Here is a 25,440-nt window from a genome sequence, read left to right as displayed (position 1 = left end):
GTGCCGGTGGGGCGGTGCGGGGGTCGGGTGGGGGTGGTACCGGTGCCGGCACCGGGTTGGGTCTGGTTGCCAGGGGCGTGTTGAGGGGCGTGATGGGGGGCGTGTTGAGGGGCGGTGCCTGGCTGGGGAGAGGGATTCGAAGTTACCGGGTTCGGGCGGCTCTGTGTGGGGTTCGGGCTCTGGTCCCGGTTGGGGGTGGTGGTCGGGCTCGGACCGGAGGTCTGGGTGGAGGTAGCGGTCCGGGTGCCGGTGGTGCCCGGGGTGTTCTGGGGCTGAGAGCGGTCGCCCCGGGTGGGGTCGGAGGTGTCCCGAGGCACGGTGCGGTCGTTCTGCGGGGTGCTGGAGGTACTCGGGGTGCCGGGGGCCGGGGTGGGGGAGTTCTGGTTCGTTATTCGGCCGTCGGGGGTCCGGCTGGTCTGATTGCCCAGGTTCGGCGTGGGGCGCGGGGCCGTCTGCTCCGGCGTGGTCCGCGGTGAGGTGTTCTGGGGTGGGGTGCGGCTGTCCGTCGTACTGGGCACGCGTGCGTCGGTGCCGGGTAGACGGCTCTCCGTGCCGGGTGTGCGGGTGGTCTGCGAGGGAGTCGACGGCGTCGTAGAGGTGGGGTTCACGGCTGTGGGGCTGGTGCCGGGTGTGGCGGTGGGTGTGGACCGTGCGGATGTGCCCGTGTTGGGGGTGGGGCTGGTGACGCCGGTGGACGGGGAGCTGTTGCCGGGGGCGTGTCCGCCTGGGCGCGGACCTGCCGCCCCGGTTCCGGCCGTGTTGCTGCCGGTGGTGGGGGAGGTGGGCATGCTGGAAGCGGCGTCGCTGCGGCTGCTGCCGGCTGCGGAGGTGGTGGGGTCCGCTGTCGGGGTGGGGGTGGTGTGGGTCTGGGTCGGCATGCCGGCGGCGAGGCTGTCGATGTTGGTGCCGATGCTGCCGTTGCCGGAGGGTGTGTTCGTACCGCCCGAAGAAGTGGGGGTGGGGGCCGAGTGCGGGGTGGGTGAGGACAGGCCGGAGACCGAGGAGCCGCCGCCGGTGTGAGTCGGGCCGGAGGTGCTCGGTGTGCTGGAGGAACTGCTGGGTTCCGAGGTGCTGGGGGACGGACTGTTGGGGCCGGGATCGTCGAAGTCGGACAGGGAGGGTGCCGACGTCGATGGGGTGGGCCTGGGGTAGGAGGTCTCCGAGTTCGTAGGGCTCTGTGAACCGTTGGAACCGGAGTTGGGCGCGCTGCCCAGGTCGGGTGTGCCGGGGGCGCCCTCGCCGGACCCGGCGGATATCCCGCCGCCGATGTCCGCGCCGGCGCCCGAACGCGTGGCGGTGGACGAGGAGTCCGGAGAGGCGTTCGACCCGGAGTCCCCGGTGCCACCGTTCCCGTTCCCGTTCCCGTTGCCGTCCCCGCTGCCAGCACCGGACGTGTCCGACGACGAAGAAGACGACGAAGAAGACGACGACGTACCTCCGTCGTATCCGTCGATTCTGCTGTCGATGGCGTGGTGTGCGCGGTTGCCGGCCTTGGAGCCGAGGCTGTCGCGGACGCCTTCGGCGAGGGTCTGGGGGGTCTGCTTGATGGCTTCCCAGCCGCCTTGGGCGCCGGCTTTGGCGGTCTGGGAGAGGTCGAAGCCTTGTTGTGCGCCGAAGCCGACGTTGACGGACTGGCGGACGAGGTCGGTGATGATGGCTTCGATCGCCGAGACCGCGGGTTCCTTCATGGCCTCGACGATGGCCTCCATCAGGGCTTCTTTGAGTTCGTCGAGGAGCCGGCGTACCAGTAGCCGGGTGGCCTGGGTGGCGCCGAGTGCGGCGACTTCGGAGAGGCCGAAGGTGAAGGGCGCGGCGAGCTGCGCGGCGGCGATCTCGATGGCGAGGGCGATGAGCTGGGCGATGACGGCCCATTTGGCGAACTCGACGAGGTAGGCGCAGGCCTCCATGACGGTGGCGATGATGTAGGCGGCGCGGGAGGCGTTGGCGAGGTAGCCGTCGGAGCCGCCCGCGCCGCCGAACTTGGCGTACACCTTGGTGAAGGCGTCGATCGATTCGCCGGCGTTGTGGGCGGTGACCGTGCGGGCGCTGCTGTTGGCGGTGGTGTGCAGTTCGATGACGTCATCGCCGAATTTGCGCCATATGGCGGCGGATTCCCGGAGTTTGTCCTCGTCTGCGGTCGGCCAGCGGTAGCCGAGCATCTCGAGGACCCACTCGAGTTCGTTCGGCAGCATCATCGACACAGCGGAAAGCACCCCCGTCGCACACCACGGCGGCACAACTCCCCCACCAGTCGGGAGAATCACACAGGTGTGCAGCCGATCGCACAGTCTACGGATCACCCACGCGCGACTTCTGAGCGTCGCTGTCACAACTCCGTAGCAGGACAGTGTGCGAAAGGTGAGGGCGGCCGCGAAGTGATCTGGTGGGTCAGGTCATTCCGTATATTCCACATATTCCGGCCGAGGGGTCGCGGGGGAGGGAAGGGCCGGCCGCAACAGGGCCACGGCTGCGAACCCCATCCCTCAGGAGAAGTAACCGACCAGGAACGAGACCCCGGCCCCCACCAACCCCACACCCAGCATCCCGAGCACCGCCGGCCGTGTCGCGCCCCGCCCCGAAGCCTCCCAGGCCGCGTCGTACGACACCCGGCTGTGCCCGAACGGCGCGTAACCCGTGACCAGGCAGAAGACGCCGAGCCCAGTGAGTACCCAACCCGCGAAGAAGGCGCCGAACCAGCGCCAGGCGCGGTCCATGCCCGGCTGGAGGTAGTCGCCGTCCGTCGCGTCGGCGGACGACGGCGCCCGCGTCCGCTGCGTCGACAGTTCGGTGCCCGCCGCGTACCGCTGTCTGACCCGCACCGCGGCATGCGCGTCCCGCCCCCCGCCGTCCTCGGACACGAACGTGCCCTCGCAGCGGACGGGCCGCCGGTTCTTACGGCTGCTGCGGGAGGCGTTGTTCGGATAGCTCACGTCGCACCGCTGCACGGTCAGCGTGCCGCGCGTGCCCGCCCAACCGGCAGCGTACGAACCCTCGTACGCGCCCCACCCGCTCAGGACGAGGCCCGCGAGCAGGAAGATCAGCCCGCCCGCGCGCCCGAGGCGGCCGAAGGCCCTGCCGACCAGCCCGGTCGACAAGCGGTCCGTCGCGCTGCCGTGCGGACGAGCCATCACACCGTGCTCCCTCTCCTCGTCCGCCGGGGAAGTCAGCATGGCATCCGTACGTGACGGGGGATACTGCGGATGCCCGGGAAAGCCGCGAGGAGCAGCGAGGAGAGGACGAAGACATGGCCAGGCAACCCGTCAACCCACCCGATCCGCACGGCACCCCATCGGACCGGGGTGTACTGGACGAAGCGCTCGAACCGGCGCAGATACGCTCCCTCAACTCGGCCCTGCGCAGGCTGTCGGAAAGCGACGGCGCGAGCAAGGAGATGCAGGACGCGGCGAAGCGGATGCTCTCCGGCCGGCTCAACCTGCGTGACGCCCTGGACGACCCCGCGATGGCACGCGCCCTGGGCGGCGGAGGCATGGCGTCCCTGCGCGGCCAGTGGGAGTCGCTCTCCGAGGAGGAGCGCGAGCAGCTCAGGCGCGGGGAGACACCGCCCGGTGGCCCCGGTGACCCCGGTGGCCCCGGTGGCGGCCTCGTCTCCGGACCGCCCCGGCCGGGAGGCCCGCAGGACCAGTCCGCCCAGGAGGGGAAGAAGAACCAGGGCCGGCACAGCGGCGGGTTCTCCCTCTACTGATCCCGCGACACTGATCCCGCGTTACTGATCGATCACCAGACATCGACGCCGCCCGCTACCGACGCTGCCTCCGGTACAGCGCGATGGCCGTCTCCGTCGGATAGTTGGGGACGGTGACCGTCTCTCCGGTCTCCTTGTCCACCACGATCTTGCTGCCACCGGGTGCGGCAGGCGCAGCAGGCGCAGCAGGCGTGGCGGGTGCGGCAGGCGAGGCGGGCCGAGACGGACCGCCGGCGCCCGCGGCGGGCGGCACGTACGTGTACACCAGGTAGCCCACGTCGAACTCCTCCACCCGCAGCTCCGCCGGAGAGCCGTCCGGCAGCGTGGGCTGCGCGTAACGGCTGCGGACGATGTCGAGGGCCTGCTCGGGCGTGTTCGGGGGGCCGGGGGCCGGGACGTCCGGTGCCATGGTCGCTCTCCTAGGTGTCTCGGTGTCTCGGTATCTCGGTGTCTCTCGATGCCGTCAAGTAGGGGGGGCAGTCGCGGGCGGGGCGCCGGTCAGAACAACCCGTGCCACATCTGCTCGACGATCAACGACCACCAGGTCTCCGCGTTGGCGAGCGCCGACGCGTCCACGGCCACCAACTGCTCCTGCAGCCACGCCACTTCCTGACCGGCCGCGACCGGGTCCAGGCCCCGCATCCGCCGCCGTACGGTGGCGAGCAGGGCGAGGGCGCGGGCGAAGGCGGCGGCCGAGACGTTGAGGTAACGGGCCTGGGCGGTCACCGGGTCCACCGCCCAGACGGCTCCGAAACCGTCCGGCTGTCCCGTCCCCGGCCGGCACTGCACCGCGACCACCGCGACGCCGTCGAAGCCGATCCGGACCAGGTGGGCCAAGGCGGCGATCTTCTCCTCGCCGGCCGGGCTGCGGCGCTCGCGCAGGTTCGTGGCGACGTCGGTGAACAGCCCGCCGGCGGGCGGCGCGTCGGGGCGGTCGGCGGTGAAGAAGAGGGGGAGGTCGGCGGGGAGGCCCGCCCAGGTGAGCGTCGACGCGGTGGCCTCCGGCAGCGGGCCGACCGTGAGGTCGTCGGCGCCATAACGGCGTACGCCGTCCTGACCGAAGACCTCGACGAGGTGGTGGCCGAGGGCGACGTCCCGCAGTGGCTCCGCGGGTGTCACCTGCGCCGGCACCGGAACGGGAACCCGGTGCGGGCGGGGCGGCGGCTGCTGCCCCGCGATCCGGTGGGTGGACTCCACCTGCTCGACCAGCGCGGCGATGCCCTCCGCCCGCACCTCGGGCCGGGCACCGTATGTCTGCGAGCAGGAGAGCTGGGCGTGGCGGAACGTGTTGAGGAGTTCGGCCGTGTAGCCGCCCGGGAGCAGGCTGGGACGCAGGTCGGTGTGGACGGCCAGGACGGCGTCGACGGGGACGTTCAGGCGCCGCAGGTCCGCCCATGCCTGGTGCTCGGCGGGCGGCAGCCCCGGCCCGGAGGTACGGAAGAGGGTGGTCTCCTCGCCCGAGGCGGGGTCGGTGTAGGTGAAGACGGCGGTGTTCCCGGGCCCGGTGACCGCCCGCGTTCCTTCCTCCCCCCGCGCTCCTTCCCCGGCGTCACCCCCGTGCTTGCGCCGGTACATCCGTACGACCTCGTCCACCGGCACCGACGGCCAGAGCGTCAGCTCGCCGGTGCGCCGGTCCACGACCCCGCACGCGTCGCCGACCTCGGCGGGCGGCCGCCGCTCCCCGGTCTCCGGGTCGCGTTCGGGTGCGGCGGGCGCGGCCCACACGGCCCATCCCAGGTCGAACTCCCGCATCCGGACCTCCCGGCGCGGCCGGACCGAGTCCTCCGGGTTGAGCCAACGGTCGGCGATGGCGAGCGCCTGCTCCTGGCTGGTCACGGGGAGACTCCTTCAAGGAAGGTCGGAGGGGAGAGGGGCGGCGTAGTGGCGGGGGACCCGCGGGCACCTGCCCACAAGCTGGTGCTCACATGACCGTACATACGCGCCTACGAGGCTAGCGCCGCGCCCGTTCGACGGATGCTCAGGGCCTTCGCCCCGCGTCCGGTGGCGACGACGAGGACGCCGTCGGGGGAGAGGTCCGCGGCGGTGAACGGCGTGTCGGAGATCAGCGCGGCCACCACCTCCTCGCTCGCCCGGTCCCAGACCCGCAGGTAGTCGGCGCCCCGGCTCAGCCCCAGCGGCGCGGCGGCCCGTTCGTCCTCGGTCGGACGCACGATCAGCCCGGGATCGATGCCGGCCTCGGGGACACCGGAACTGCCGGCTGCCGCCAGCACGCGGACCAGCACCGCGGCGCCGGACGCCGCGCGGGGATCGCCCACCGGACGCGCCGCGGGCGTGCCGACCGGCACGACGAGCACGGCGACCGGGGTGTCCTGCCCCTCGGGGCCGGGCAGGACCCCTACGGTCACCGCGCTGACCCCGGCCACCGGCGCGCTCCACAACGTCCGCCACGGCAGGTCCAGACCCAGCCGGTCCAGGGCGTCGGCGTACTCGGGCAGCCCGTCCTCGACGAACGCGGTCTCCAGCAGGGCGGCCCGCAGCCGGGCGGGCGCCTGGGTGCGGGTCAGCAGCGGGGCCGTACGCAGATAGGTACGGGCCGGCGCGCCGAGCGCCTCCGGCGGTACGGCCTCGATCGCGGCCCGCAGCGACACGGGGTCGGCGTGCACGAACAGTCCGGGGTCCGTGAGGAGCTGCGGCAGCAGTCCCGCTTCCAGGGTGTGTCCGGCGATGTGGTCGCGCACGTAACGGTCGGCCTTGCTCCAGTCCTGCTCCGGCACCGCCTCCAGCAACGCCATCGCGATCTGCGTCTGGGCGGCGCGGAGGTTGGGCAGGCCGCCGCGGATCTCGTCGCCGATCGCCGGGTGCAGCAGCCGAAGTACCGGATCGGCGCCGTCCGCGCCTTCCTCCGGTGTCACGAACGGCCCGGCCAGCAGCATCCCGCCCGCGATCGCCTCGCGCAGGTCCCGGCCCGCGACCGCGCTCGCCAGCCGGGGCCAGAGCGGCACCGGTATGCCCTCGGCCTCGGCGAGGGCGAGCGGCGCCAGCATCAGCCGCAGCGTCCGCGGGTCGGCGCCGAGCCGCCGCGCGTGCAGGTCGAGCGCCTCACCGACGGAGGACGGCAGCAGGCTCTCGTCGGCCGGGTCGAACGCCTCCGGTGCCATCAGCGCGCAGTTGACGGCGAGCTGGACGACCAGCGGACTGGTCCCGGCCCGGCGCCCGATGGCGGACCCCAGCGCCAGCCGCGCGGCCTCATCGGCGGTGAACGGCAGCTCGGGCGCCCCGGCCTCCGGATTCAGCGCCGCCTGGGCGTGCCGCACCAGGCCCTCCGGATCGGCCCACTCCGGTGCGTCGAGATCGATGATCCGTACGGTGCCCGGCGGCAGACTCGCGGCCAGCTCGGCGGCGTGCGGGCGCGCCATCTCGGCCAGCAGCCGGACCGTCCCGGTGGCGGCCAGGGGAAGGAGAACCTCCCGGACGAGCCGGGCGGGTTCGCCGGCCGCCCGCACCGGACCGGCCCGGTCGACGTCCGGCACGACCACGGTCACCGGGTCCGCGAGGGCGGCCAGTTCGGCGTACACCTCGTCGGTGCTGGTGGCGTCGAGGCCGAAGTGGTCGGCGAGCAGCCACAGCACCTGGGCCGCCGTCCGCCCGGCGGGCGCCGGCACGGCCGGTGCCGCCAGGTCCGGTGGCACCGTCGACGGGTCCATCTCGTCCAGCGGGAGCCGTTTGCGGTACTCCGGGTCGCAGAGCATCAGGAACCCGGTGATCAGATGCGAGCGCCCGCTGCCCGGTGCTCCCGTCAGGACGGTGACGCGCGCGGCGCCGGGCCACTCCATCCGCCAGGCGGCGAGCGCGCGCAGCACCGCGGTGCGGCCGCCTATGTGGGGGTGGGGGGCGTAGCCGCCGGTGGGGTGGGCCATGGGAACCAGTCCTGGTCGGGTGAGCGCCGAGGGGCGGGACGGAAGGAGAAGGGCGGCTACGTCGGGACTCCGTCGGGCCGGGAACCTCCGAGCGGATGCCCGGCAGGTACTCGGACCCGAACCTGTCCCGGTCGCCCCGGCGAACCGCGTCAGTCGCCCGGCGTGGACGCCCCGGCCTCGCCCGGCCCCGGCTCCAGGTCGAACTCCCCGTCCCGCGCGCCCAGCACGAACGCCCGCCACTCCGCCTCGGTGTACCGCAGTACCGTGTCGGGGTCGAGGGACGAGCGCATCGCCACCGCGCCCTCGGGGAGGTACGCGATCTCCACGCGCTCCTCGTCCTGCTCGGTACCCGGCGCGCAGTGCCACTCGACGCCGGAGATGTCGAGGGCGTACAGCTCGTCCCGTTCCCGCTCCTTGCGCGCCTTGACGTCCTCGACCTGGGTGCCGGCCTCGTCGTTGCGTGCCTCGGTCATGCTGCTGGGCCTCTTCCCGCCGTGCGGATCAAGGCCGATCCGCGTGTGCACCACGTCCGATCCGCCTCGCTCCACGTATCCATGTGTGAATCAAGTGCGCGCCCACCCTACTTGCGCCCCGACGCTCACGCTCCGGAACCGGTGGATCACCCACGCGGACTACTNCCACCGGACTACCGAACCACCGGACTACCGAACCACCGGACTACCGAACCACCGGACACCGCACCCGCCGACTCACAGGACCCACCGACTCACAGGACCCGCCGACTCACAGGACCCGCCGACTCACAGGTCCCACGGATGCACAGGCCCACGGACTCACAGTCCCCGACTCACAGTTCCTGCCGTGGCCGCAGCGTGCCCTGCACCCCCGTCGGCACCTCCACCTGGCCGTCGTACCGCGAGGTCAGCTCGCCCCAGGCCGCGTCCTCGTCGCCCTCGTTGCGTTCGTGCCGCACGCCCATCTCGGTGAAGGCCAGGCCCATGCCCGCGAGCCGTTCGGCCAGGCTGCCCATCGACTCGTACATGCCGTCGCGCAGCCCCTCGTAGACGACGCCGAACTTCTCGCCGATGTCGTCGTCGCCCCAGGGCGGTGTCGCGCCGTTGCCGCCTTCGAGGCCGGACAGGCCCGTCTGCAGGGCCTGCACCGCCTTGCTGAAGTCCTGGCCCACCGTGAACATGTGGAAGCCCTCGTTCTTGAGGACCGCCGGATCGGCCTGCAGACCGTCGTCGGCCACAACTGCCCCCCCGCTGTTCGGCTGCTGTTCGGTGCGATGTCCCGCGTGCTGTCCGCGAGGCCACCTTAACCAACGCGTGAAGGAGGCGGCACCCGTCCGGATGCCGCCTCTCCCGGGGCCGGCACGCGCCCCGGCACTCAGTAGTTCGCCGGCAGCCAGCCCGTCTGGATGAGCTGCCCGCTGCGCCGCCGCGTGTGGAACGAACCCCGTCCGGGCGGCAGTTGCGTCGGCGTGATGTTGCCGAGCAGCGCGCCCTCTCCCCGGTCGCCGGAGAGCACGAGCCCCTGGGCGCCCAGCTCGCGCAGCCGCTGCATCACCGGTTCGTACAGCGACCGGCTGGCACCGCCCGAGGCGCGCGCGATGATCACCCGCAGGCCGATGTCACGGGCGAAGGGGAGGTACTCCAGGAGCGGCGAGAGCGGGTTCATGCCGGTCGCCACCAGGTCGTAGTCGTCGATGATGACGAACGCGTCCGGGCTGCTGTACCAGCTCCGGTTGCGCAGTTGCTCGGGAGTGATGTCGGGACCCGGCATCCGCCGGCCCATCGAACCGGCCAGGCCCTCCAGCGTCTCCGTCAGGGACGGCGCCGACGGGCAGTACCGCGACAGGTGGCTCTCCGGGACGCCCTGCATGTGAGCGCGCCGGTAGTCACCGAGGACGATCTTCGCCTGGTCCGGCGAGTACCGCTCGGTGATCTGCTTGATGAGTAGCCGCAGCACCGCCGACTTCCCCGACTCGCTCTCACCGAAGACGATGAAGTGCGGGTCGGTCTCGAAGTCGACGAAGACCGGGGCGAGCGCCGACTCGTCGATGCCGATCGCGACCCCGCGCTCCGGGTGCTCGAAGCCCTTCGGCAGCCGCTCCGACGGCAGCACGGTGGGCAGCAGCCGGACGACCGGGGCGTGGCTGCCCGGCCAGTTCTCGTTGACCCCGCGGACGAGGATCGTCGTCGCCTCCGCGAGGTCCTCGGTGGCCGAGGAACCGTCGACCCGGGGCAGCGCGGTCATGAAGTGCAGCTTGTCCGTCGTCAGACCGCGGCCCGGCACGGTGGCCGGCACGTTCTGCGCGACCTTGCGGTCGATCTCCGACTCGGTCGGGTCGCCGAGCCGCAGCTCGATGCGGTTCTGCAGCATGTCCTTGAGCGCGGGCCGCACCTCGGTGTAGCGGCTGGCGGTCAGGACGACGTGCACGCCGAAGCCGAGACCGCGGGTCGCGATGTCGGTGACGGTCGCCTCCAGCATCTCGTAGTCCGTCTTGAACGACGCCCAGCCGTCGACGACGAGGAAGACGTCACCCCAGGGCTGGTCGGGAAGGTGCCCCGCGGCCCTGCGCTGCCGGTAGGTCTGCATGGAGTCGACGTTGTGCGCGCGGAAGTACTCCTCGCGGGCGCCGAGGATGCCCGCGACCTCGCTGACCGTGCGGCGGACCTTCTCGGCGTCGAGCCGGTTGGCGACCCCGCCGACGTGCGCCAGCTCGTCCATCGTGATCAGACCGCCACCGCCGAAGTCCAGGCAGTAGAACTGCACCTCGGACGGCGTGTGGGTCAGGGCGAACGAGGCGATGAGCGAACGCAGCAGGGTCGACTTGCCGGACTGCGGACCACCGACGAACAGACCGTGGCCCGCGCCGCCGGAGAAGTCCCGGTACAGCACGTCGCGGCGCTGCTCGAACGGCTTGTCCACCATGCCGACCGGCACGGTCAGCCGGCCCAGCGCCGTGTACTCGGGCGCGGTCAGGCCGCGCTCCGGGGTGACGGCGAGCTGCGGCAGGAGCTGCTCCAGCGAGGGCGCCTCCTCCAGCGGCGCCAGCCACACCTGGTGGGCGGGCGGCCCCTGGTTGACCATCTTGCCGACGATGACGTCCAGGACGGTGTCGGCGAGCGCGTCGTCGACCCGGTCGTCGGCCTCCGGCTCCTCGACCACCGGCTGCGGCGGCAGCGCCACGGCGCCCGCCGTGAACAGCGCCGGCCGCAACTGCGTGGAGCGGTGCACCCGGGACGGACCCTCCCCGTGGTACGCCCCCGACACGTAGGCCGCCTTGAAACGGACCATGGTGTCGGTGTCGTAGCGCAGGTAGCCGGAGCCGGGGATGGACGGCAGGTGGTAGGCGTCGGGGACGCCGATCGCGGTCCGGGACTCGGCGGCGGAGAACGTCCGCAGACCGATCCGGTACGAGAGATAGGTGTCCAGGCCGCGCAGCTTGCCCTCCTCCAGGCGCTGCGAGGCCAGCAGCAGATGCACGCCCAGCGAACGGCCGATCCGGCCGATCTGGATGAACATGTCGATGAAGTCCGGCTTGGCGGTGAGCAGCTCGGAGAACTCGTCGAGCACGATCACCAGCGAGGCCATCGGCTCAAGGGCGGCGCCCGCCGCGCGCGCCTTCTCGTAGTCGTGCAGGTTGGCGTAGTTGCCCGCGGTCCGCAGCAGTTCCTGGCGGCGCTGCATCTCACCGGTGATCGCGTCCCGCATCCGGTCGACCAGGGTGAGGTCGTCGGCGAGGTTGGTGATGACGGCCGCGGTGTGCGGCATGTCCGCCATGCCGGCGAAGGTCGCGCCGCCCTTGAAGTCGGCGAGGATGAAGTTCAGCGTCTCCGAGGAGTGCGTGACCGCGAGGCCCAGCACCAGGGTGCGCAGCAGCTCCGACTTGCCGGAACCGGTCGCGCCGACGCACAGGCCGTGCGGGCCCATGCCCTCCTGCGACGCCTCCTTCAGGTCGAGCATGACCGGCTCGCCGTTCTCGCCCACCCCGATCGGCACCCGCAGCCGCTCGTGCGGCGTGCGCGGACGCCAGGTGCGGGTGACGTCGACCGAGCCGGCGTCGCCGATGCCCATCAGGTCGGTGAAGTCCAGGTTGGACAGCAGCGGCTCGCCCTCCTCCGCGGAACCCACCCGGAAGGGCGCGAGCTGCCGCGCGAGGGACTCGGCCTGCTTCTGGTGGAGCACGTCGGCCCGGCCGCTGTACGCCGACTCGTGGCCGACGAAGAGCTGCATCCGGTCCGGCTTCACATACGCCGTCAGTCCGGCCCGCAGCTCCTCCTCCAGCTCACCCGGGGCGAGTTCGAGGAAGGTGACGCCCTGGAGGCCCTCGGCGCTGGCGAGTTCGGAGTCCGGCGGCACGGTACCGCCGTCGAGCACCACGATCAGGTGCGGCTGGTCGTAGACGGGGTTGGCCTCCCGGTTCCAGCGCGGCCGGTCGTCGAGCTGGTCGGCCAGCGTCTCCTCCAGCTCCCCGAGGTCGTCGAAGAGCAGCCGGGCCGAACCCGCGCCGTCCCTGGCCTTCGGGTGCTGGCTGTGCGGCAGCCACTTGATCCAGTCCCACTGGGCCGCCGACGACGGGTGCGCCACCACCGCGACCATCAGGTCCTCGGGGGAGTGCAGCGTCACGAGCTGGGACAGGATCGCGCGGGCGTTGCCGTAGACGGTCTCGCTCTCGCCGCCGATCGTGACGTGGTAGAAGGCCCGCAACGACACCGAGAGGGGCAGGTCGGAGAGGCTGCCGTGGGCGTCGAGGAACGCCTTCATGGCCGCGGCGGTCAGCGGCTCCAGCTCGTCCTTGGGCGCGGTGACCGGGGCGACCAGCGGGGTGTTGAGCTGCTGGACACCGCTGCCGATCCGCACCGAGGCGAAGTCCGCGTCGGTCGGCCGCCGTTCCCACAGCCGCTTGCCGTCGGCGGCCACCGCCCACAGGTGGTCCGGCTCGGGGTGCTGGAAGAGCTGGCTGCGCCGCTGCAGCTCAGCGGTCTTGTGCACCTCCCTGCGGACCTGGTCGAGATAGCGGAAGTAGTCCCGCCGGTCCTGGGCCATCCCCGCCCCGCCGCCCTGCCGTGACTTGGCGTACTGGGCGATGGCCATGGCCAGCGTCGAGGCCAGCATCAGCCCGCCGACCACTCGCATGTACGAGGGCAGGTTGGGCATGAAGAAGAAGCCGACCGAGCCCAGCATGCCCATCATGGGCAGCAGGTTCATCAGCATGGACTCGTCGCCCTCGCGAGGGATCTCGGGTGGCGTCTCCAGCTTGACCTCGCCGTCCGGCACCACCGGAGGCGGTATCCGCGGCGGCCGTTTGATGATGACGACGCTCACCGATGCACTCATCCTTCGTGATTGACGTGGTTCATACGTCCTTGCACCGACGCCCCCGTTGTCCGCGACCCGACCGGTCGCGTAGGCGTCGTCCGCGTAGGCGTCGATCCTACTGATCCGCCCGGTGCGCGGGAGGGCCAAGGGGATGGAGAAGCCGAGGGGATGAGGAGAGGGGCAGAGGGATGAGGAGAGAATCGAGGGAGGGCGCCCCCACCCCCGGGGCGGCAGCGGATAGGGTGGCGCTCCGCGTCGTACGAGCGGCGTGAAGCGGCCGTGACGCGGCATCGTCCAGCGGGGGGAACACCAGGTGAGCACGGGGACTTCGACAGGTTTCTGCCGAATCACCATCGCGGCTCCGGACAGCCGGGTCGACGTGGCGCTGCCGGAGGACCTGCCCGTCCAGGACCTCTTCCCGGAGATCGTCAGACTCTCCGGACTGGCCCAGTCCGACGCCAGCCCCGCCGGCTACCACCTCGTCACCCGCGAGGGCCAAGTGCTCGACGCCAGCCGCTCGCTGGTCGAACACCGGGTCCGCGACGGCGAGGTGCTGCTGCTGCGCACCTTCGCCGACTCCCTGCCGCCGGCCGTCCACGACGACGTGGTGGACGCGATCGCCGCCGCGGTCAAGCAGGACACCCGGAGCTGGAACGACGGCCTGATGCGCGTCGCCGGCCTGGTCTCCGGCGCGCTGCTGCTGGTCATGCTCGGCTTCGTGTTCTGGTTCGCGGACCCGCTCCGCCACGACATGCACGGCCTCCAGGGCATCCTCGCCGGAGTCACCGCCCTGGCCCTGACGGCGCTCGCCGGCGTCCGCGCCCGGGTCTACGACGACCGCGGCTCCGCCGTCGCGCTCGGCATCTCGGCGCTCCCGCACGCGCTCATCGCGGGCTCCGGCATCTACCCGCAGGACGCGGGGGAGGGCCCCGGGCGGATCCAGTTCCTCATCGGCTGCGTCGCCGTCCTGCTCCTCGCCGTCGTACTGATCATGCTGCTCCCGCAGGGCGACGCGCCGTTCGTGGCCGCCGCGCTCGCCGCGGCCATCGGCACGCTCGCGGTCTTCTGCGGCGTGCTCTTCGAGTCCGAGCCCCGGGAGATCGCGGCCGGCACCGCCGTCGTCGCGCTCGCCGTCGTCGGCTTCCTGCCCGGCTGGTCCGCCCGCTTCGCCCGGCTGCCCATCGGCTTCCGCAACCCCGAGGACCTCGCCCGCGCCCGCCGCGAGGGCAACGACGACGACGCGGAGGCGGTGGACGTCCAGCGCATCGTCGCCCAGTCCCGCCGCGGCCACGAACTCCTCCTCGGCCTGGTCGGCGGCTGCGCCGCGGTCATCATCGGCGCGGGCGGCGCGGTGCTCGGCTTCAGCGACAACGGCTGGGCCCAGCTCCTCGCCCTGTGCACCGGCCTCGCCGCGATGCTGCGCGCCCGCCTCTTCCGCTACACCGCCCAGGTGACCTGCCTCTTCGTGGCCGGCGTCGTCACCCTCGGCCTGCTCGTCCTGGGCCTGGCGATCTCCCCGCCGACCGACGTGATCATGGAACTGCTCAAGGGCAACTCCGGACCGGTCGACATCCGCACCCTCTGGCTCGGCGCCTCGGTGGCCGCCGGCGTACTGCTGCTGATCGCGATCGCCCTGATCGTGCCCTCCAAGGGACTCTCCCCCTTCTGGGGCCGCATGCTGGACCTCGCCGACTCGCTGGTCCTGCTCTCCCTGATCCCGGTCTGTCTCGCCGTCCTCGACGTCTACGCCAGGGTCCGCGGCGGCGTCTGAACCCGGCCCGCCCCCGTGGCCGCACCGGCGCGGGAAGGCGGCCCCCGCCGGACTGGTAACCTGAGTGACGGCCGTTCGTGAACGCACCCCCGGAGCCCTTTCAGGCGCCCCGGAGACCGCGTCCGGCGGAACCCCGCCTTCCGAGTCACGGAAGATTCCCCGAGTAGCAGACCGGGGGCGCTCGGAGGCCACCGAAAGACCTAAGAGGAGCACGCGTGTCTCTCGACGCCGCAGTGAAGAAGCAGATCATCACCGAGTTCGGTACCAAGGAGGGCGACACCGGCTCCCCCGAGGTCCAGGTCGCGATGCTCTCCCGCCGTATCTCGGACCTGACCGAGCACCTCAAGACCCACAAGCACGACCACCACTCCCGTCGTGGCCTGCTGATCCTGGTCGGCCAGCGCCGCCGGCTGCTGCAGTACCTGGCCAAGAAGGACATCCAGCGCTTCCGCGCGCTCGTCGACCGCCTCGGCATCCGCCGCGGTGCGGCGGGCGCCAAGTAGCACGCCGTGGAGGGGGCGGTTCCCATGTTCGGGAACCGCTCCCTTTGCTGTACGTGCGCGCGACCGCCACAGCTTTGTAATGTGTGAGCAGGACGCACGACGTACGACTCACAGTGATGGACGCGGCCCGTAGCGGGTAGGGCGTCCTCAAGCACACCGAACCGAACGAGGAGAAGCGCCACCGCGCCGCCGCCGGTCCTCGGTAGTGGCCCCCGGGGACAAGACGCCGAGGGCTTCGATCGAAGACCGGCCAGAACCGCACGGAGCGCTTCTCCGCCACCGTCCCCCCGCCACACGGGCGAGGAGGGACGAGGACGAGGAGAAAAACATAGTGGAGAACGAGACCCACTACGCCGAGGCCGTCATCGACAACGGAACCTTCGGCACCCGCACCATCCGGTTCGAGACGGGCCGCCTGGCCAAGCAGGCCGCCGGCTCCGCCGTGGCGTACCTGGACGACGACACCATGGTGCTGTCGGCCACCACCGCCTCCAAGAACCCCAAGGACCAGCTCGACTTCTTCCCCCTCACGGTGGACGTCGAGGAGCGGATGTACGCCGCCGGCAAGATCCCCGGCAGCTTCTTCCGCCGCGAGGGCCGGCCCTCCGAGGACGCGATCCTCACCTGCCGCCTGATCGACCGCCCGCTGCGCCCCTCCTTCAAGAAGGGCCTGCGCAACGAGATCCAGGTCGTCGCGACGATCATGGCGCTCAACCCCGACCACCTGTACGACGTCGTGGCGATCAACGCCGCCTCCGCGTCCACGCAGCTCGCGGGCCTGCCCTTCTCCGGCCCGATCGGCGGCGTCCGCGTCGCGCTGATCCGCGGCCAGTGGGTGGCCTTCCCGACCCACACCGAGCTTGAGGACGCCGTCTTCGACATGGTCGTCGCGGGCCGCGTCCTGGAGGACGGCGACGTCGCGATCATGATGGTCGAGGCCGAGGCCACCGAGAAGACCATCCAGCTCGTCGCGGGCGGCGCCGAGGCGCCCACCGAGGAGATCGTCGCCGCCGGTCTGGACGCCGCGAAGCCCTTCATCAAGGTGCTCTGCCGCGCCCAGTCCGACCTCGCCGCCAAGGCCGCCAAGCCGACCGGCGAGTTCCCGACCTTCCTGGACCACCAGGACGACGTCCTGGAGGCGCTCAGCGCCGCCGTCCGCCCCGAGCTGAGCCAGGCGCTGACCATCGCCGGCAAGCAGGAGCGCGAGGCCGAGCTGGACCGCGTCAAGGCGCTCGCCGCCGAGAAGCTCCTGCCGGAGTTCGAGGGCCGCGAGAAGGAGATCTCCGCCGCGTACCGCTCGCTGACCAAGGCCCTGGTCCGCGAGCGCGTCATCAAGGAGAAGACCCGCATCGACGGCCGCGGTGTCACCGACATCCGCACCCTCGCCGCCGAGGTAGAGGCGATCCCGCGCGTGCACGGCTCCGCCCTGTTCGAGCGCGGCGAGACCCAGATCCTGGGCGTCACCACGCTGAACATGCTCCGGATGGAGCAGCAGCTCGACACGCTGTCCCCGGTGACGCGCAAGCGCTACATGCACAACTACAACTTCCCGCCGTACTCGGTCGGCGAGACCGGCCGCGTCGGCTCCCCCAAGCGCCGCGAGATCGGCCACGGCGCCCTCGCCGAGCGCGCCATCGTGCCGGTGCTGCCGACGCGCGAGGAGTTCCCCTACGCGATCCGTCAGGTGTCCGAGGCCCTCGGCTCCAACGGCTCGACCTCGATGGGCTCGGTCTGCGCCTCCACCATGTCGCTGCTGAACGCCGGTGTGCCGCTGAAGGCCCCCGTCGCCGGTATCGCCATGGGCCTGATCTCCCAGGAGATCAACGGCGAGACGCACTACGTCGCCCTCACCGACATCCTCGGTGCGGAGGACGCCTTCGGCGACATGGACTTCAAGGTCGCCGGCACCAAGGAGTTCGTCACCGCCCTCCAGCTCGACACCAAGCTGGACGGCATCCCCGCCTCCGTCCTGGCCGCCGCCCTCAAGCAGGCCCGTGACGCCCGCCTCCACATCCTCGACGTGATGATGGAAGCGATCGACACGCCGGACGAGATGTCCCCGAACGCCCCGCGGATCATCACGGTCAAGATCCCCGTGGACAAGATCGGTGAGGTCATCGGCCCGAAGGGCAAGATGATCAACCAGATCCAGGAGGACACCGGCGCCGACATCACGATCGAGGACGACGGCACCATCTACATCGGTGCCGCCCAGGGCTCGCAGGCCGAGGCCGCCCGCGCCACGATCAACGCCATCGCCAACCCGACGATGCCCGAGGTCGGCGAGCGCTACCTGGGCACGGTCGTGAAGACGACCACGTTCGGCGCGTTCGTCTCCCTGATGCCCGGCAAGGACGGTCTGCTGCACATCTCGCAGATCCGCAAGCTGGCCGGCGGCAAGCGGGTGGAGAACGTCGAGGACGTGCTCGGCGTGGGCGCCAAGGTCCAGGTCGAGATCGCCGAGATCGACTCCCGCGGCAAGCTCTCCCTGATCCCCGTGATCGAGGGCGAAGAGGGCGAAGAGCAGAAGGACGACGCCGACCAGTGACGTCCCCCAGCTCCAAGGCGACGGCCCGCACCTCTTCGGAGGCGCGGGCCGTCGCCCGTACCCAAACCCTGGTCAAGGGCGCCGACGGCATCGGCACGGTCCGCCGGACCACCCTCCCCGGGGGCCTGCGCGTCGTCACCGAGACCCTGCCCTCGGTCCGCTCGGCGACCTTCGGCATCTGGGCCCACGTCGGCTCCCGCGACGAGACCCGGTCCCTGAACGGCGCCACCCACTACCTGGAGCACCTGCTCTTCAAGGGCACCGACCGCAGGTCCGCGCTGGACATCTCCGCCGCGCTCGACGCGGTCGGCGGTGAGATGAACGCGTTCACGGCGAAGGAGTACACGTGCTACTACGCACGGGTGCTCGACACCGACCTGCCGCTCGCCATCGACGTCGTCTGCGACATGCTGACCGGCTCGCTCATCCGCGAGGAGGACGTCGACGTCGAACGCGGCGCCATCCTCGAAGAGATCGCCATGACCGAGGACGACCCGGGCGACGGGGTGCACGACCTGTTCGCGCACACCATGTTCGGCGACAACGCCCTCGGTCGCCCGGTCCTCGGCACGGTCGACACCGTCAACGCCCTCACCGCCGACCGCATCCGCCGCTTCTACAAGAAGCACTACGACCCCACCCACCTGGTGGTGGCCTGCGCCGGCAACGTCGACCACGCCAAGGTCGTACGCCAGGTCCGCGCCGCCTTCGAGAAGGCCGGCGCCCTCGGGGACGCCGCGGCCCGGCCGATCGCCCCGCGCGACGGCCGGCGCGCCCTGCGCACCGCCGGCCGGGTCGAGCTGATCGGCCGCAGGACCGAGCAGGCCCACGTCATCCTCGGCATGCCGGGCCTGGCCCGCACCGACGACCGGCGCTGGGCCCTGGGCGTCCTCAACACCGCCCTCGGCGGCGGCATGTCCTCCCGCCTCTTCCAGGAGGTCCGCGAGAAGCGCGGCCTGGCCTACAGCGTGTACTCGTACACCTCCGGCTTCGCCGACTGCGGCCTGTTCGGCGTCTACGCGGGCTGCCGGCCCTCCCAGGTGCACGACGTGCTCAGGATCTGCCGCGACGAACTCGACCAGGTCGCCGAGCACGGCCTCAGCGACGACGAGATCGAGCGCGCCATCGGTCAGCTCCGCGGCTCCACGGTCCTCGGCCTGGAGGACACCGGCGCCCTGATGAACCGCATCGGCAAGAGCGAGCTGTGCTGGGGCGAGCAGCTCTCGGTCGACGACATGCTGGCCCGGATGGCCTCGGTCACCCCGGACGAGGTCCGCGAGGTGGCCCGCGACATCCTGGGCCGGCGGCCCTCGCTGTCGGTCATCGGCCCGCTGAAGGACAAGCAGGCGGCACGGCTGCACGACGCCGTCGCCTGACGGCCACCTCTTTCGAGAAAGAAGCAAGCGACATGAGCAAGCTGCGCGTGGCGGTGCTCGGCGCCAGGGGCCGCATCGGCTCCGAGGCGGTACGGGCGGTCGAGGCCGCCGAGGACCTGGAACTGGTCGCCGCCCTGGGCCGCGGCGACGACCTGGAGAAGCTGACCGAGGCCGGCGCCCAGGTCGCCGTCGAGCTGACCACCCCCGCCTCGGTCATGGACAACCTCGACTTCTGCGTACGCCACGGCATCCACGCGGTCGTCGGCACCACCGGCTGGACCGACGAGCGCCTCGCACGGCTCGGCACCTGGCTGGACCGCTCCCCGGAGACGGGCGTCCTCATCGCGCCCAACTTCTCCATCGGGGCCGTGCTCACCATGAAGTTCGCGCAACTGGCCGCGCCGTACTTCGAGTCCGTCGAGGTCGTCGAACTGCACCACCCGAACAAGGTCGACGCCCCCAGCGGCACTGCCACGCGCACCGCCCAGCTCATCGCCCGGGCCCGGCAGAAGGCAGGCGTCGCCCCGGCGCCCGACGCCACTGCCACCGCGCTGGACGGCGCCCGCGGCGCCGACGTCGACGGCGTCCCCGTGCACGCGGTCCGCCTGCGCGGCCTGCTCGCGCACCAGGAGGTCCTGCTGGGCGCCGAGGGCGAGACCCTCACCGTCCGGCACGACTCCCTCCACCACAGCAGCTTCATGCCCGGCATCCTGCTGGGCGCCCGCCGCGTGGTGACCACTCCCGGCCTCACCTTCGGCCTGGAACACTTCCTGGACCTGAACTGAGCCCCTGACCCTCATGCGCGCCAAGATCACCTATGCCGTCACGGCCGCCGTCCTGGTCTTCTACTTCGCCCTGGTCGGCAGCCGCGGCGTACTGCTCATCGAGGCCGGCACGCTCCTCACCGTCACGCTCGGCGTCGCGGTGCTGGTGCTGCCGGCCATCGGCCTGTGGTTCCTGTGGAAGAACACGGTGTTCGTCCGCCGGGCCAACGCCCTCGCCGCCGAACTGGACGCCGAGGGCGCGCTGCCCGTCGACGAGCTGAGGCGCACCCCCGACGGGCGCGTCGACCGGGACTCCGCCGACGAGGTCTTCGCCCGCCGCAAGGCCGAGACGGAGGACGCGCCCGACGACTGGCGCAGTTGGTTCCGCCTCGCCGTCGCCTACCACGACGCCCGGGACACCCCGCGCGCCCGCAAGGCGATGCAGCGGGCGATCGCCCTGCACGACGGCAAGGACCCCGGGTACATCGGAACGGCCTGACCCGACCCCGGGCCGGCGGGCCATCGGGTCAGCGGGCCATCGGGTCAGCCGAGCTTGTACTCCGCCGCCCACGCCTCCACGGCGTCGGCGGCCCGGTCGAAGGCTTCCGGCCGGGCCAAAAAGTCCGCGTCGTGCGTGGTCAGCAGCGGCGGCAGGACGTTCCCGGTACGCCCCCGGCGGTGCAGGAGCAGCGCCTGCCCCTGGAGGGTCCGGGGCAGGCCGAGCCAGCGCACCGGCTGCTGCACCGTACGGGCGGAGACGACCTGCTGCCAGGGCACCGTGCGGGTGCGCAGGAAACCCACCTGGCGCAGTCCCCGCGCGCTCACCCACACCCCCATGCGCAGCAGCCGCAGGGCGCAGGCGACGACGACCAGGGCGACGGCGAAGACCACGCCCGCCGAGCCGACGCCGCCGGTCACGGCGATGAGGACGGCCGCGAAGAGCACGAACGAGGCGAACAGCAGCAGCAGCGCGGACGCCCCCACCCGCCAGGGCCCGGGGCGGTAGGGCCGCCGCCACAGATCCCGGTCGTCGTACGGCAGCGCGACGTCGTCGACCGTCTCGAAGGCGCGGTCGGCCGTCAGGAAGGCTAGGGGCACGGCTGGTCCTCACTCGCTCCATGCGTGGGCAGTGCCCGGTGAGGTTATCGACCTGTGTCCCCGGTCACCACCCTCGGGTGCCCGGATGGAGTCACCCGCGGCGCGGCGTGCCCCGGGACGGCTCAGCGGTCGTCGGTGGCCTGCGACTGCTGGTCGTGCCGCGTGGAGTGGTCGAGGGAGAGCGCGGGCATCCCGATCACCAGGGCGCCCACCAGCCCGGCCACGACGGTGAGCCCCAGCAGCCAGCGCCCGGCGAGCTGGCCGACCGACGCCCGTTCACGCGGAGGGGGTGTGACATTGCTGCGGAACGCGTCGGCCTCGGCGACGAAGGCGAACGGGACGGGTTCACGCCGGCGGAACATGGAGGAGGTCTCCCTTTCTGGAGTCGTCCGGAACAGTGCGGATCATCGACCCGGATGGTCGGCGCGGATCAACGACTCGCATCGAGCGTCGTCGTCCGTCGTCCGTCGTCATCTGTACAGACGAACGAACCCTGTCGAACGTGCCCTGTTTCACCGACTTCATGGCAGCCGCGCCGGGATCGCCCCGTTTGGCGGGCCGTAGAGTGGCGTCCGCAAGCGACAAGACCCGGAAGGCCCTCCACACCGTGACCGATACGCCCGAAGACGGCTTCAAGATCGAACTGCGCAGCGACATCACCGTCGAGCTGGTGAAGCACACCGCCGCCGACGCCGACGTGCTGTTCGCCGCCCGCGTCTCGACCCTCGGCGAGCAGTCCCTGGACGAGCTGAAGAAGGACCCCGAGCGCTCCAAGGGTTTGATCAACTACCTGATGCGGGACCGCCACGGCAGCCCCTTCGAGCACAACTCGATGACCTTCCTCATCAGCGCCCCGATCTTCGTCTTCCGCGAGTTCATGCGGCACCGCGTGGGCTGGTCGTACAACGAGGAGAGCGGCCGCTACCGCGAGCTGGAGCCGGTCTTCTACGTCCCCGACGCCGCGCGCAAGCTGGTCCAGGAGGGCCGCCCCGGCAAGTACCGCTTCGTCGAGGGCACCGAGGCCCAGCAGGAGCTGACCGCCCGCGCGATGGCCGACTCCTATCGCCAGGCGTACGCGGCGTACCAGGAGATGCTCGCCGCCGGCGTCGCCCGCGAGGTCGCCCGCGCGGTGCTGCCCGTCGGCCTCTACTCCTCGATGTACGCCACCTGCAACGCCCGCTCGCTGATGCACTTCCTCGGCCTGCGCACCCAGCACGAACTGGCCAGGGTGCCGTCCTTCCCGCAGCGGGAGATCGAGATGGCCGGCGAGAGGATGGAGGCCGAGTGGGCCCGGCTGATGCCGCTCACCCACGCGGCTTTCAACGGCAACGGACGCGTGGCCCCGTAACGTTTCCGAGCACCTCGGAGCCCTTGTGCCGCCCCGGCAGGGCACAGATGTACGCATCGGCCGCAGAAGTGTCCGTATTGCGGGCTTTCGAGAAGTTCATCTAGCCTGATCAGACGGACCCGGCACTGCTTGAACCCCCGAGCAGGCAGTGCCGGGCTCCGCTCTCCGGCGAGCTGCCGCCTCCCCCGAGGGCAGACCCCGCACCGAGCAACGAGTAGCGTGTAGCCCATGGCTCCGACCTCCACTCCGCAGACCCCCTTCGGGCGGGTCCTCACCGCCATGGTCACGCCGTTCTCGGCGGACGGCGCACTCGACCTCGACGGCGCGCAGCGGCTCGCCGCCCACCTGGTGGACGCAGGCAACGACGGCCTGATCGTCAACGGCACCACCGGCGAGTCGCCCACCACCAGCGACACGGAGAAGGCGGATCTCGTACGCGCGGTGGTGGACGCGGTCGGCGACCGCGCCCACGTGGTCGCCGGAGTCGGCACCAACGACACCCGCCACAGCACCGAGCTGGCCCGCGCCGCCGAGAAGGCGGGCGCCCACGGCCTCCTCGTCGTCACCCCGTACTACAACAAGCCTCCGCAGGAGGGCCTCTACCGGCACTTCAAGTCGGTCGCCGACGCGGCCGGGCTGCCGGTCATGCTCTACGACATCCCCGGTCGCAGCGGCGTCCCGATCAACACGGAGACCATCGTCCGCCTCGCGGAGCACCCGAGGATCGTCGCCAACAAGGACGCCAAGGGCGACCTCGGCCGCGCGAGCTGGGCCATCGCCCACTCCGGCCTCGCCTGGTACTCCGGCGACGACATGCTGAACCTGCCCCTGCTCTCGGTGGGCGCGGTCGGCTTCGTCTCGGTCGTCGGCCATGTCGTCACCCCCGAGCTGCGCGCGATGGTCGACGCCTTCGTCGCCGGCGACGTGCACACGGCTCTACGGATCCACCAGAAGCTGCTCCCGGTCTTCACCGGCATGTTCCGCACCCAGGGCGTCATGACGAGCAAGGCCGCGCTCGCCCTCCAGGGCCTGCCCGCCGGCCCGCTGCGCGCTCCCATGGTCGAGCTGACGCCCGAGGAAACCGAACAACTCAAGATCGATCTTGCCGCCGGCGGGGTAAAGCTCTGACAACAGACTTCGCAAGGCTTGTACGACTTCACAATCGCAGTTCCCAACAGAATCGACGGGCCACCGGTGCCCGCACACGACCCTGACAATTGCTTCTGCACGAATGTCACGCGCGCCACGTGCCTCTCCGGTACGTGGCGTGTGTGGTTGAGGAGAGTCTTTTGAGTCATCCGCACCCTGAACTGGGCACGCCGCCGCCGCTCCCCAAGGGCGGCCTGCGGGTCACACCCCTGGGCGGTCTCGGCGAGATCGGCCGCAACATGACGGTCTTCGAGTACGACGGCCGCCTGCTGATCGTCGACTGCGGAGTGCTCTTCCCCGAGGAGGAGCAGCCCGGGATCGACCTGATCCTGCCGGACTTCTCGTCCATCAGGAACCGTCTCGACGACATCGAGGCCATCGTCCTCACCCACGGGCACGAGGACCACATCGGTGGCGTCCCCTTCCTGCTGCGCGAGAAGCCGGACATCCCGCTGATCGGCTCCAAGCTGACCCTCGCCCTGATCGAGGCCAAGCTCCAGGAGCACCGCATCCGCCCCTACACCCTGGAGGTCTCCGAGGGGCACCGGGAGCGGGTCGGCCCGTTCGACTGCGAGTTCGTCGCGGTCAACCACTCCATCCCCGACGCCCTGGCCGTCGCCATCCGCACCCCCGCGGGCATGGTGGTGCACACCGGCGACTTCAAGATGGACCAGCTCCCGCTGGACAACCGCCTCACCGACCTGCACGCGTTCGCGCGCCTGAGCGAGGAGGGCATCGACCTCCTCCTCGCGGACTCCACCAACGCCGAGGTTCCGGGCTTCGTCCCGCCCGAGCGGGAGATCTCCGGTGTCCTGCGCCAGGTGTTCGCCGGCGCCGGCAAGCGGATCATCGTGGCCAGCTTCGCCAGCCACGTCCACCGCATCCAGCAGATCCTCGACGCCGCCCACGAGTACGGCCGCCGGGTCGCCTTCGTCGGCCGCTCGATGGTCCGCAACATGGGCATCGCGAGAGACCTGGGCTATCTGAAGGTCCCGCCGGGCCTGGTGGTCGACGTCAAGACCCTCGACGACCTGCCCGACAGCCAGGTGGTCCTGGTCTGCACGGGCTCCCAGGGCGAACCGATGGCCGCCCTGTCCCGGATGGCCAACCGCGACCACCAGATCCGCATCGTCGACGGCGACACGGTCATCCTGGCCTCGTCCCTCATCCCGGGCAACGAGAACGCGGTCTACCGCGTGATCAACGGTCTGACCCGCTGGGGCGCCCACGTCGTCCACAAGGGCAACGCCAAGGTCCACGTCTCGGGCCACGCCTCGGCCGGCGAGCTGCTGTACTTCTACAACATCTGCCGACCGAAGAACCTGATGCCGGTCCACGGCGAATGGCGCCACCTGCGCGCCAACGCCGAGCTGGGCGCCCTGACCGGCGTCCCGCACGACCGCATCGTCATCGCCGAGGACGGCGTCGCCGTCGACCTCGTCGGCGGCAAGGCGAAGATCTCCGGCAAGGTCCAGGCGGGATACGTCTACGTCGACGGCCTCTCCGTCGGCGACGTACGCGAACCGGCGCTCAAGGACCGCAGGATCCTCGGGGACGAGGGCATCATCTCCGTCTTCGCGGTCATCGACTCGTCCAGCGGAAAGATCACCGCGGGCCCGCACATCCAGGCCCGCGGCTCCGGCATCGAGGACTCGGCCTTCACCGACGTGATCCCCCGGATCACCGAAGCGCTGGAGCGTTCGGCGCGGGACGGTGTCGTCGAGCCGCACCAGATGCAGCAACTGGTCCGCCGCACCCTGGGCAAGTGGGTCTCGGACACCTACCGGCGCCGGCCGATGATCCTCCCCGTGGTGGTGGAGGTCTGACGGAGCGCCGGACGCCAAGTCCGCCTCGACCTGGAGCGGGGCGCCTCGATTTGCATCGAGGCGCCCCGCTCCAGTAGGTTTACAACTCCGCTCGGACGGGCACCCGACCACTTCGCTGGTTCGGAGCCCCGGGAGCGGAAAATCCGACTCAGAACTTCTGATAAAGTCGGAACCGCCGGAAAGGGAA

Annotated in this window: 20 protein-coding genes; 10 read left to right on the top strand and 10 right to left on the bottom strand. The window is 71.3% G+C overall.

Annotated elements, in window-relative coordinates:
- Both ABEB00_RS17150 and ABEB00_RS17145 read right to left on the bottom strand, forming a co-directional pair.
- Positions 1-2,195 (bottom strand): WXG100-like domain-containing protein (locus tag ABEB00_RS17150; protein ID WP_345620590.1); only part of this gene is annotated, 2,195 nt, incomplete at its 3' end.
- A gap of 288 nt (positions 2,196-2,483) precedes the next feature.
- Positions 2,484-3,170, bottom strand: coding sequence for a hypothetical protein (locus ABEB00_RS17145; RefSeq protein WP_345620588.1), 687 nt, complete (start codon positions 3,168-3,170; stop codon positions 2,484-2,486).
- Positions 3,171-3,244: 74 nt separating this feature from the next.
- Between ABEB00_RS17145 and ABEB00_RS17140 the strand changes: the two genes are divergently transcribed.
- Positions 3,245-3,703, top strand: coding sequence for a hypothetical protein (locus ABEB00_RS17140; protein ID WP_345620586.1), 459 nt, complete (start codon positions 3,245-3,247; stop codon positions 3,701-3,703).
- Positions 3,704-3,758: 55 nt separating this feature from the next.
- Here the strand turns inward: ABEB00_RS17140 and ABEB00_RS17135 are convergent, their stop codons facing one another.
- From ABEB00_RS17135 to eccCa, 6 genes are all read right to left on the bottom strand, one after another.
- Complete coding sequence (locus ABEB00_RS17135; protein ID WP_345620585.1) at positions 3,759-4,112, bottom strand: hypothetical protein; 354 nt, start codon at positions 4,110-4,112, stop codon at positions 3,759-3,761.
- 89 nt (positions 4,113-4,201) lie between these two features.
- Positions 4,202-5,539 (bottom strand): SUKH-4 family immunity protein, encoded by a 1,338-nt coding sequence (locus ABEB00_RS17130; protein ID WP_345620584.1) that lies wholly within the window; start codon positions 5,537-5,539, stop codon positions 4,202-4,204.
- 107 nt (positions 5,540-5,646) lie between these two features.
- Complete coding sequence (locus ABEB00_RS17125; protein WP_345620582.1) at positions 5,647-7,581, bottom strand: ATP-binding protein; 1,935 nt, start codon at positions 7,579-7,581, stop codon at positions 5,647-5,649.
- A gap of 149 nt (positions 7,582-7,730) precedes the next feature.
- Complete coding sequence (locus ABEB00_RS17120) at positions 7,731-8,054, bottom strand: DUF397 domain-containing protein (RefSeq protein WP_345620581.1); 324 nt, start codon at positions 8,052-8,054, stop codon at positions 7,731-7,733.
- Positions 8,055-8,389: 335 nt separating this feature from the next.
- The gene (locus ABEB00_RS17115) at positions 8,390-8,794 is read right to left on the bottom strand and encodes a hypothetical protein (protein ID WP_345620580.1); all 405 of its coding nucleotides are present in this window, start codon (positions 8,792-8,794) and stop codon (positions 8,390-8,392) included.
- 137 nt (positions 8,795-8,931) lie between these two features.
- Positions 8,932-12,876 carry a type VII secretion protein EccCa gene (eccCa, locus tag ABEB00_RS17110; RefSeq protein WP_345620579.1) on the bottom strand — a complete coding sequence of 1,315 codons (3,945 nt, stop codon included), beginning with the start codon at positions 12,874-12,876 and terminating at the stop codon, positions 8,932-8,934.
- A gap of 307 nt (positions 12,877-13,183) precedes the next feature.
- Here eccCa and eccD point away from each other — a divergent pair, with 307 nt between their 5' ends.
- The 6 genes from eccD to ABEB00_RS17080 all read left to right on the top strand — a co-directional run bounded on the left by eccD (position 13,184) and on the right by ABEB00_RS17080 (position 20,331).
- Positions 13,184-14,641 carry a type VII secretion integral membrane protein EccD gene (gene eccD, locus ABEB00_RS17105; protein WP_345620578.1) on the top strand — a complete coding sequence of 486 codons (1,458 nt, stop codon included), beginning with the start codon at positions 13,184-13,186 and terminating at the stop codon, positions 14,639-14,641.
- Positions 14,642-14,856: 215 nt separating this feature from the next.
- Complete coding sequence (gene rpsO, locus ABEB00_RS17100) at positions 14,857-15,144, top strand: 30S ribosomal protein S15 (protein ID WP_345620577.1); 288 nt, start codon at positions 14,857-14,859, stop codon at positions 15,142-15,144.
- Positions 15,145-15,475: 331 nt separating this feature from the next.
- Entirely contained in the window at positions 15,476-17,692 is a 2,217-nt protein-coding gene (locus ABEB00_RS17095; RefSeq protein ID WP_345620576.1) for a polyribonucleotide nucleotidyltransferase, read from the top strand.
- Positions 17,689-19,068 carry a M16 family metallopeptidase gene (locus ABEB00_RS17090; RefSeq protein WP_345620575.1) on the top strand — a complete coding sequence of 460 codons (1,380 nt, stop codon included), beginning with the start codon at positions 17,689-17,691 and terminating at the stop codon, positions 19,066-19,068. The genes ABEB00_RS17095 and ABEB00_RS17090 overlap by 4 nt, the downstream gene beginning before the upstream one ends.
- A gap of 32 nt (positions 19,069-19,100) precedes the next feature.
- Complete coding sequence (dapB, locus tag ABEB00_RS17085) at positions 19,101-19,853, top strand: 4-hydroxy-tetrahydrodipicolinate reductase (RefSeq protein ID WP_345620574.1); 753 nt, start codon at positions 19,101-19,103, stop codon at positions 19,851-19,853.
- A 13-nt stretch (positions 19,854-19,866) separates the two neighbouring features.
- On the top strand, positions 19,867-20,331 hold the full coding sequence (locus tag ABEB00_RS17080; protein WP_345620572.1) for a tetratricopeptide repeat protein: 465 nt from the start codon (positions 19,867-19,869) through the stop codon (positions 20,329-20,331).
- Positions 20,332-20,375: 44 nt separating this feature from the next.
- Here ABEB00_RS17080 and ABEB00_RS17075 read toward each other — a convergent pair whose 3' ends face one another.
- Together ABEB00_RS17075 and ABEB00_RS17070 are read right to left on the bottom strand one after the other, a co-directional pair.
- Positions 20,376-20,930 (bottom strand): hypothetical protein, encoded by a 555-nt coding sequence (locus ABEB00_RS17075; protein ID WP_345620571.1) that lies wholly within the window; start codon positions 20,928-20,930, stop codon positions 20,376-20,378.
- 122 nt (positions 20,931-21,052) lie between these two features.
- Positions 21,053-21,292 carry a hypothetical protein gene (locus ABEB00_RS17070; protein WP_345620570.1) on the bottom strand — a complete coding sequence of 80 codons (240 nt, stop codon included), beginning with the start codon at positions 21,290-21,292 and terminating at the stop codon, positions 21,053-21,055.
- A gap of 245 nt (positions 21,293-21,537) precedes the next feature.
- Here ABEB00_RS17070 and thyX point away from each other — a divergent pair, with 245 nt between their 5' ends.
- From thyX to ABEB00_RS17055, 3 genes are all read left to right on the top strand, one after another.
- The gene (gene thyX / locus ABEB00_RS17065; protein ID WP_345620569.1) at positions 21,538-22,278 is read left to right on the top strand and encodes an FAD-dependent thymidylate synthase; all 741 of its coding nucleotides are present in this window, start codon (positions 21,538-21,540) and stop codon (positions 22,276-22,278) included.
- Between the two features lie 228 nt (positions 22,279-22,506).
- A complete protein-coding gene (gene dapA / locus ABEB00_RS17060) occupies positions 22,507-23,406 on the top strand; it encodes a 4-hydroxy-tetrahydrodipicolinate synthase (protein WP_345620568.1) in 900 nt (299 codons plus the stop codon).
- 161 nt (positions 23,407-23,567) lie between these two features.
- Positions 23,568-25,253: a ribonuclease J gene (locus ABEB00_RS17055; protein ID WP_345620567.1), complete on the top strand. Its 1,686-nt coding sequence runs from the start codon at positions 23,568-23,570 to the stop codon at positions 25,251-25,253.
- The last annotated feature ends 187 nt before the right edge of the window (positions 25,254-25,440 follow it).

The organism is Streptomyces ziwulingensis (genome assembly GCF_039542605.1).
In the GTDB taxonomy this organism is placed as follows: domain Bacteria; phylum Actinomycetota; class Actinomycetes; order Streptomycetales; family Streptomycetaceae; genus Streptomyces; species Streptomyces ziwulingensis.
This window is presented reverse-complemented; position numbering and strand designations above follow the sequence as displayed.

Coding starts and splice junctions, on each gene's coding strand:
- ABEB00_RS17145 (WP_345620588.1), bottom strand. CDS start 3,170: ATGCTGACTTCCCCGGCGGACGAGGAGAGGGAGCACGGTGTGATGGCT.
- ABEB00_RS17140 (WP_345620586.1), top strand. CDS start 3,245: ATGGCCAGGCAACCCGTCAACCCACCCGATCCGCACGGCACCCCATCG.
- ABEB00_RS17135 (WP_345620585.1), bottom strand. CDS start 4,112: ATGGCACCGGACGTCCCGGCCCCCGGCCCCCCGAACACGCCCGAGCAG.
- ABEB00_RS17125 (WP_345620582.1), bottom strand. CDS start 7,581: ATGGCCCACCCCACCGGCGGCTACGCCCCCCACCCCCACATAGGCGGC.
- ABEB00_RS17120 (WP_345620581.1), bottom strand. CDS start 8,054: ATGACCGAGGCACGCAACGACGAGGCCGGCACCCAGGTCGAGGACGTC.
- dapB (WP_345620574.1), top strand. CDS start 19,101: ATGAGCAAGCTGCGCGTGGCGGTGCTCGGCGCCAGGGGCCGCATCGGC.
- ABEB00_RS17080 (WP_345620572.1), top strand. CDS start 19,867: ATGCGCGCCAAGATCACCTATGCCGTCACGGCCGCCGTCCTGGTCTTC.
- ABEB00_RS17070 (WP_345620570.1), bottom strand. CDS start 21,292: ATGTTCCGCCGGCGTGAACCCGTCCCGTTCGCCTTCGTCGCCGAGGCC.
- dapA (WP_345620568.1), top strand. CDS start 22,507: ATGGCTCCGACCTCCACTCCGCAGACCCCCTTCGGGCGGGTCCTCACC.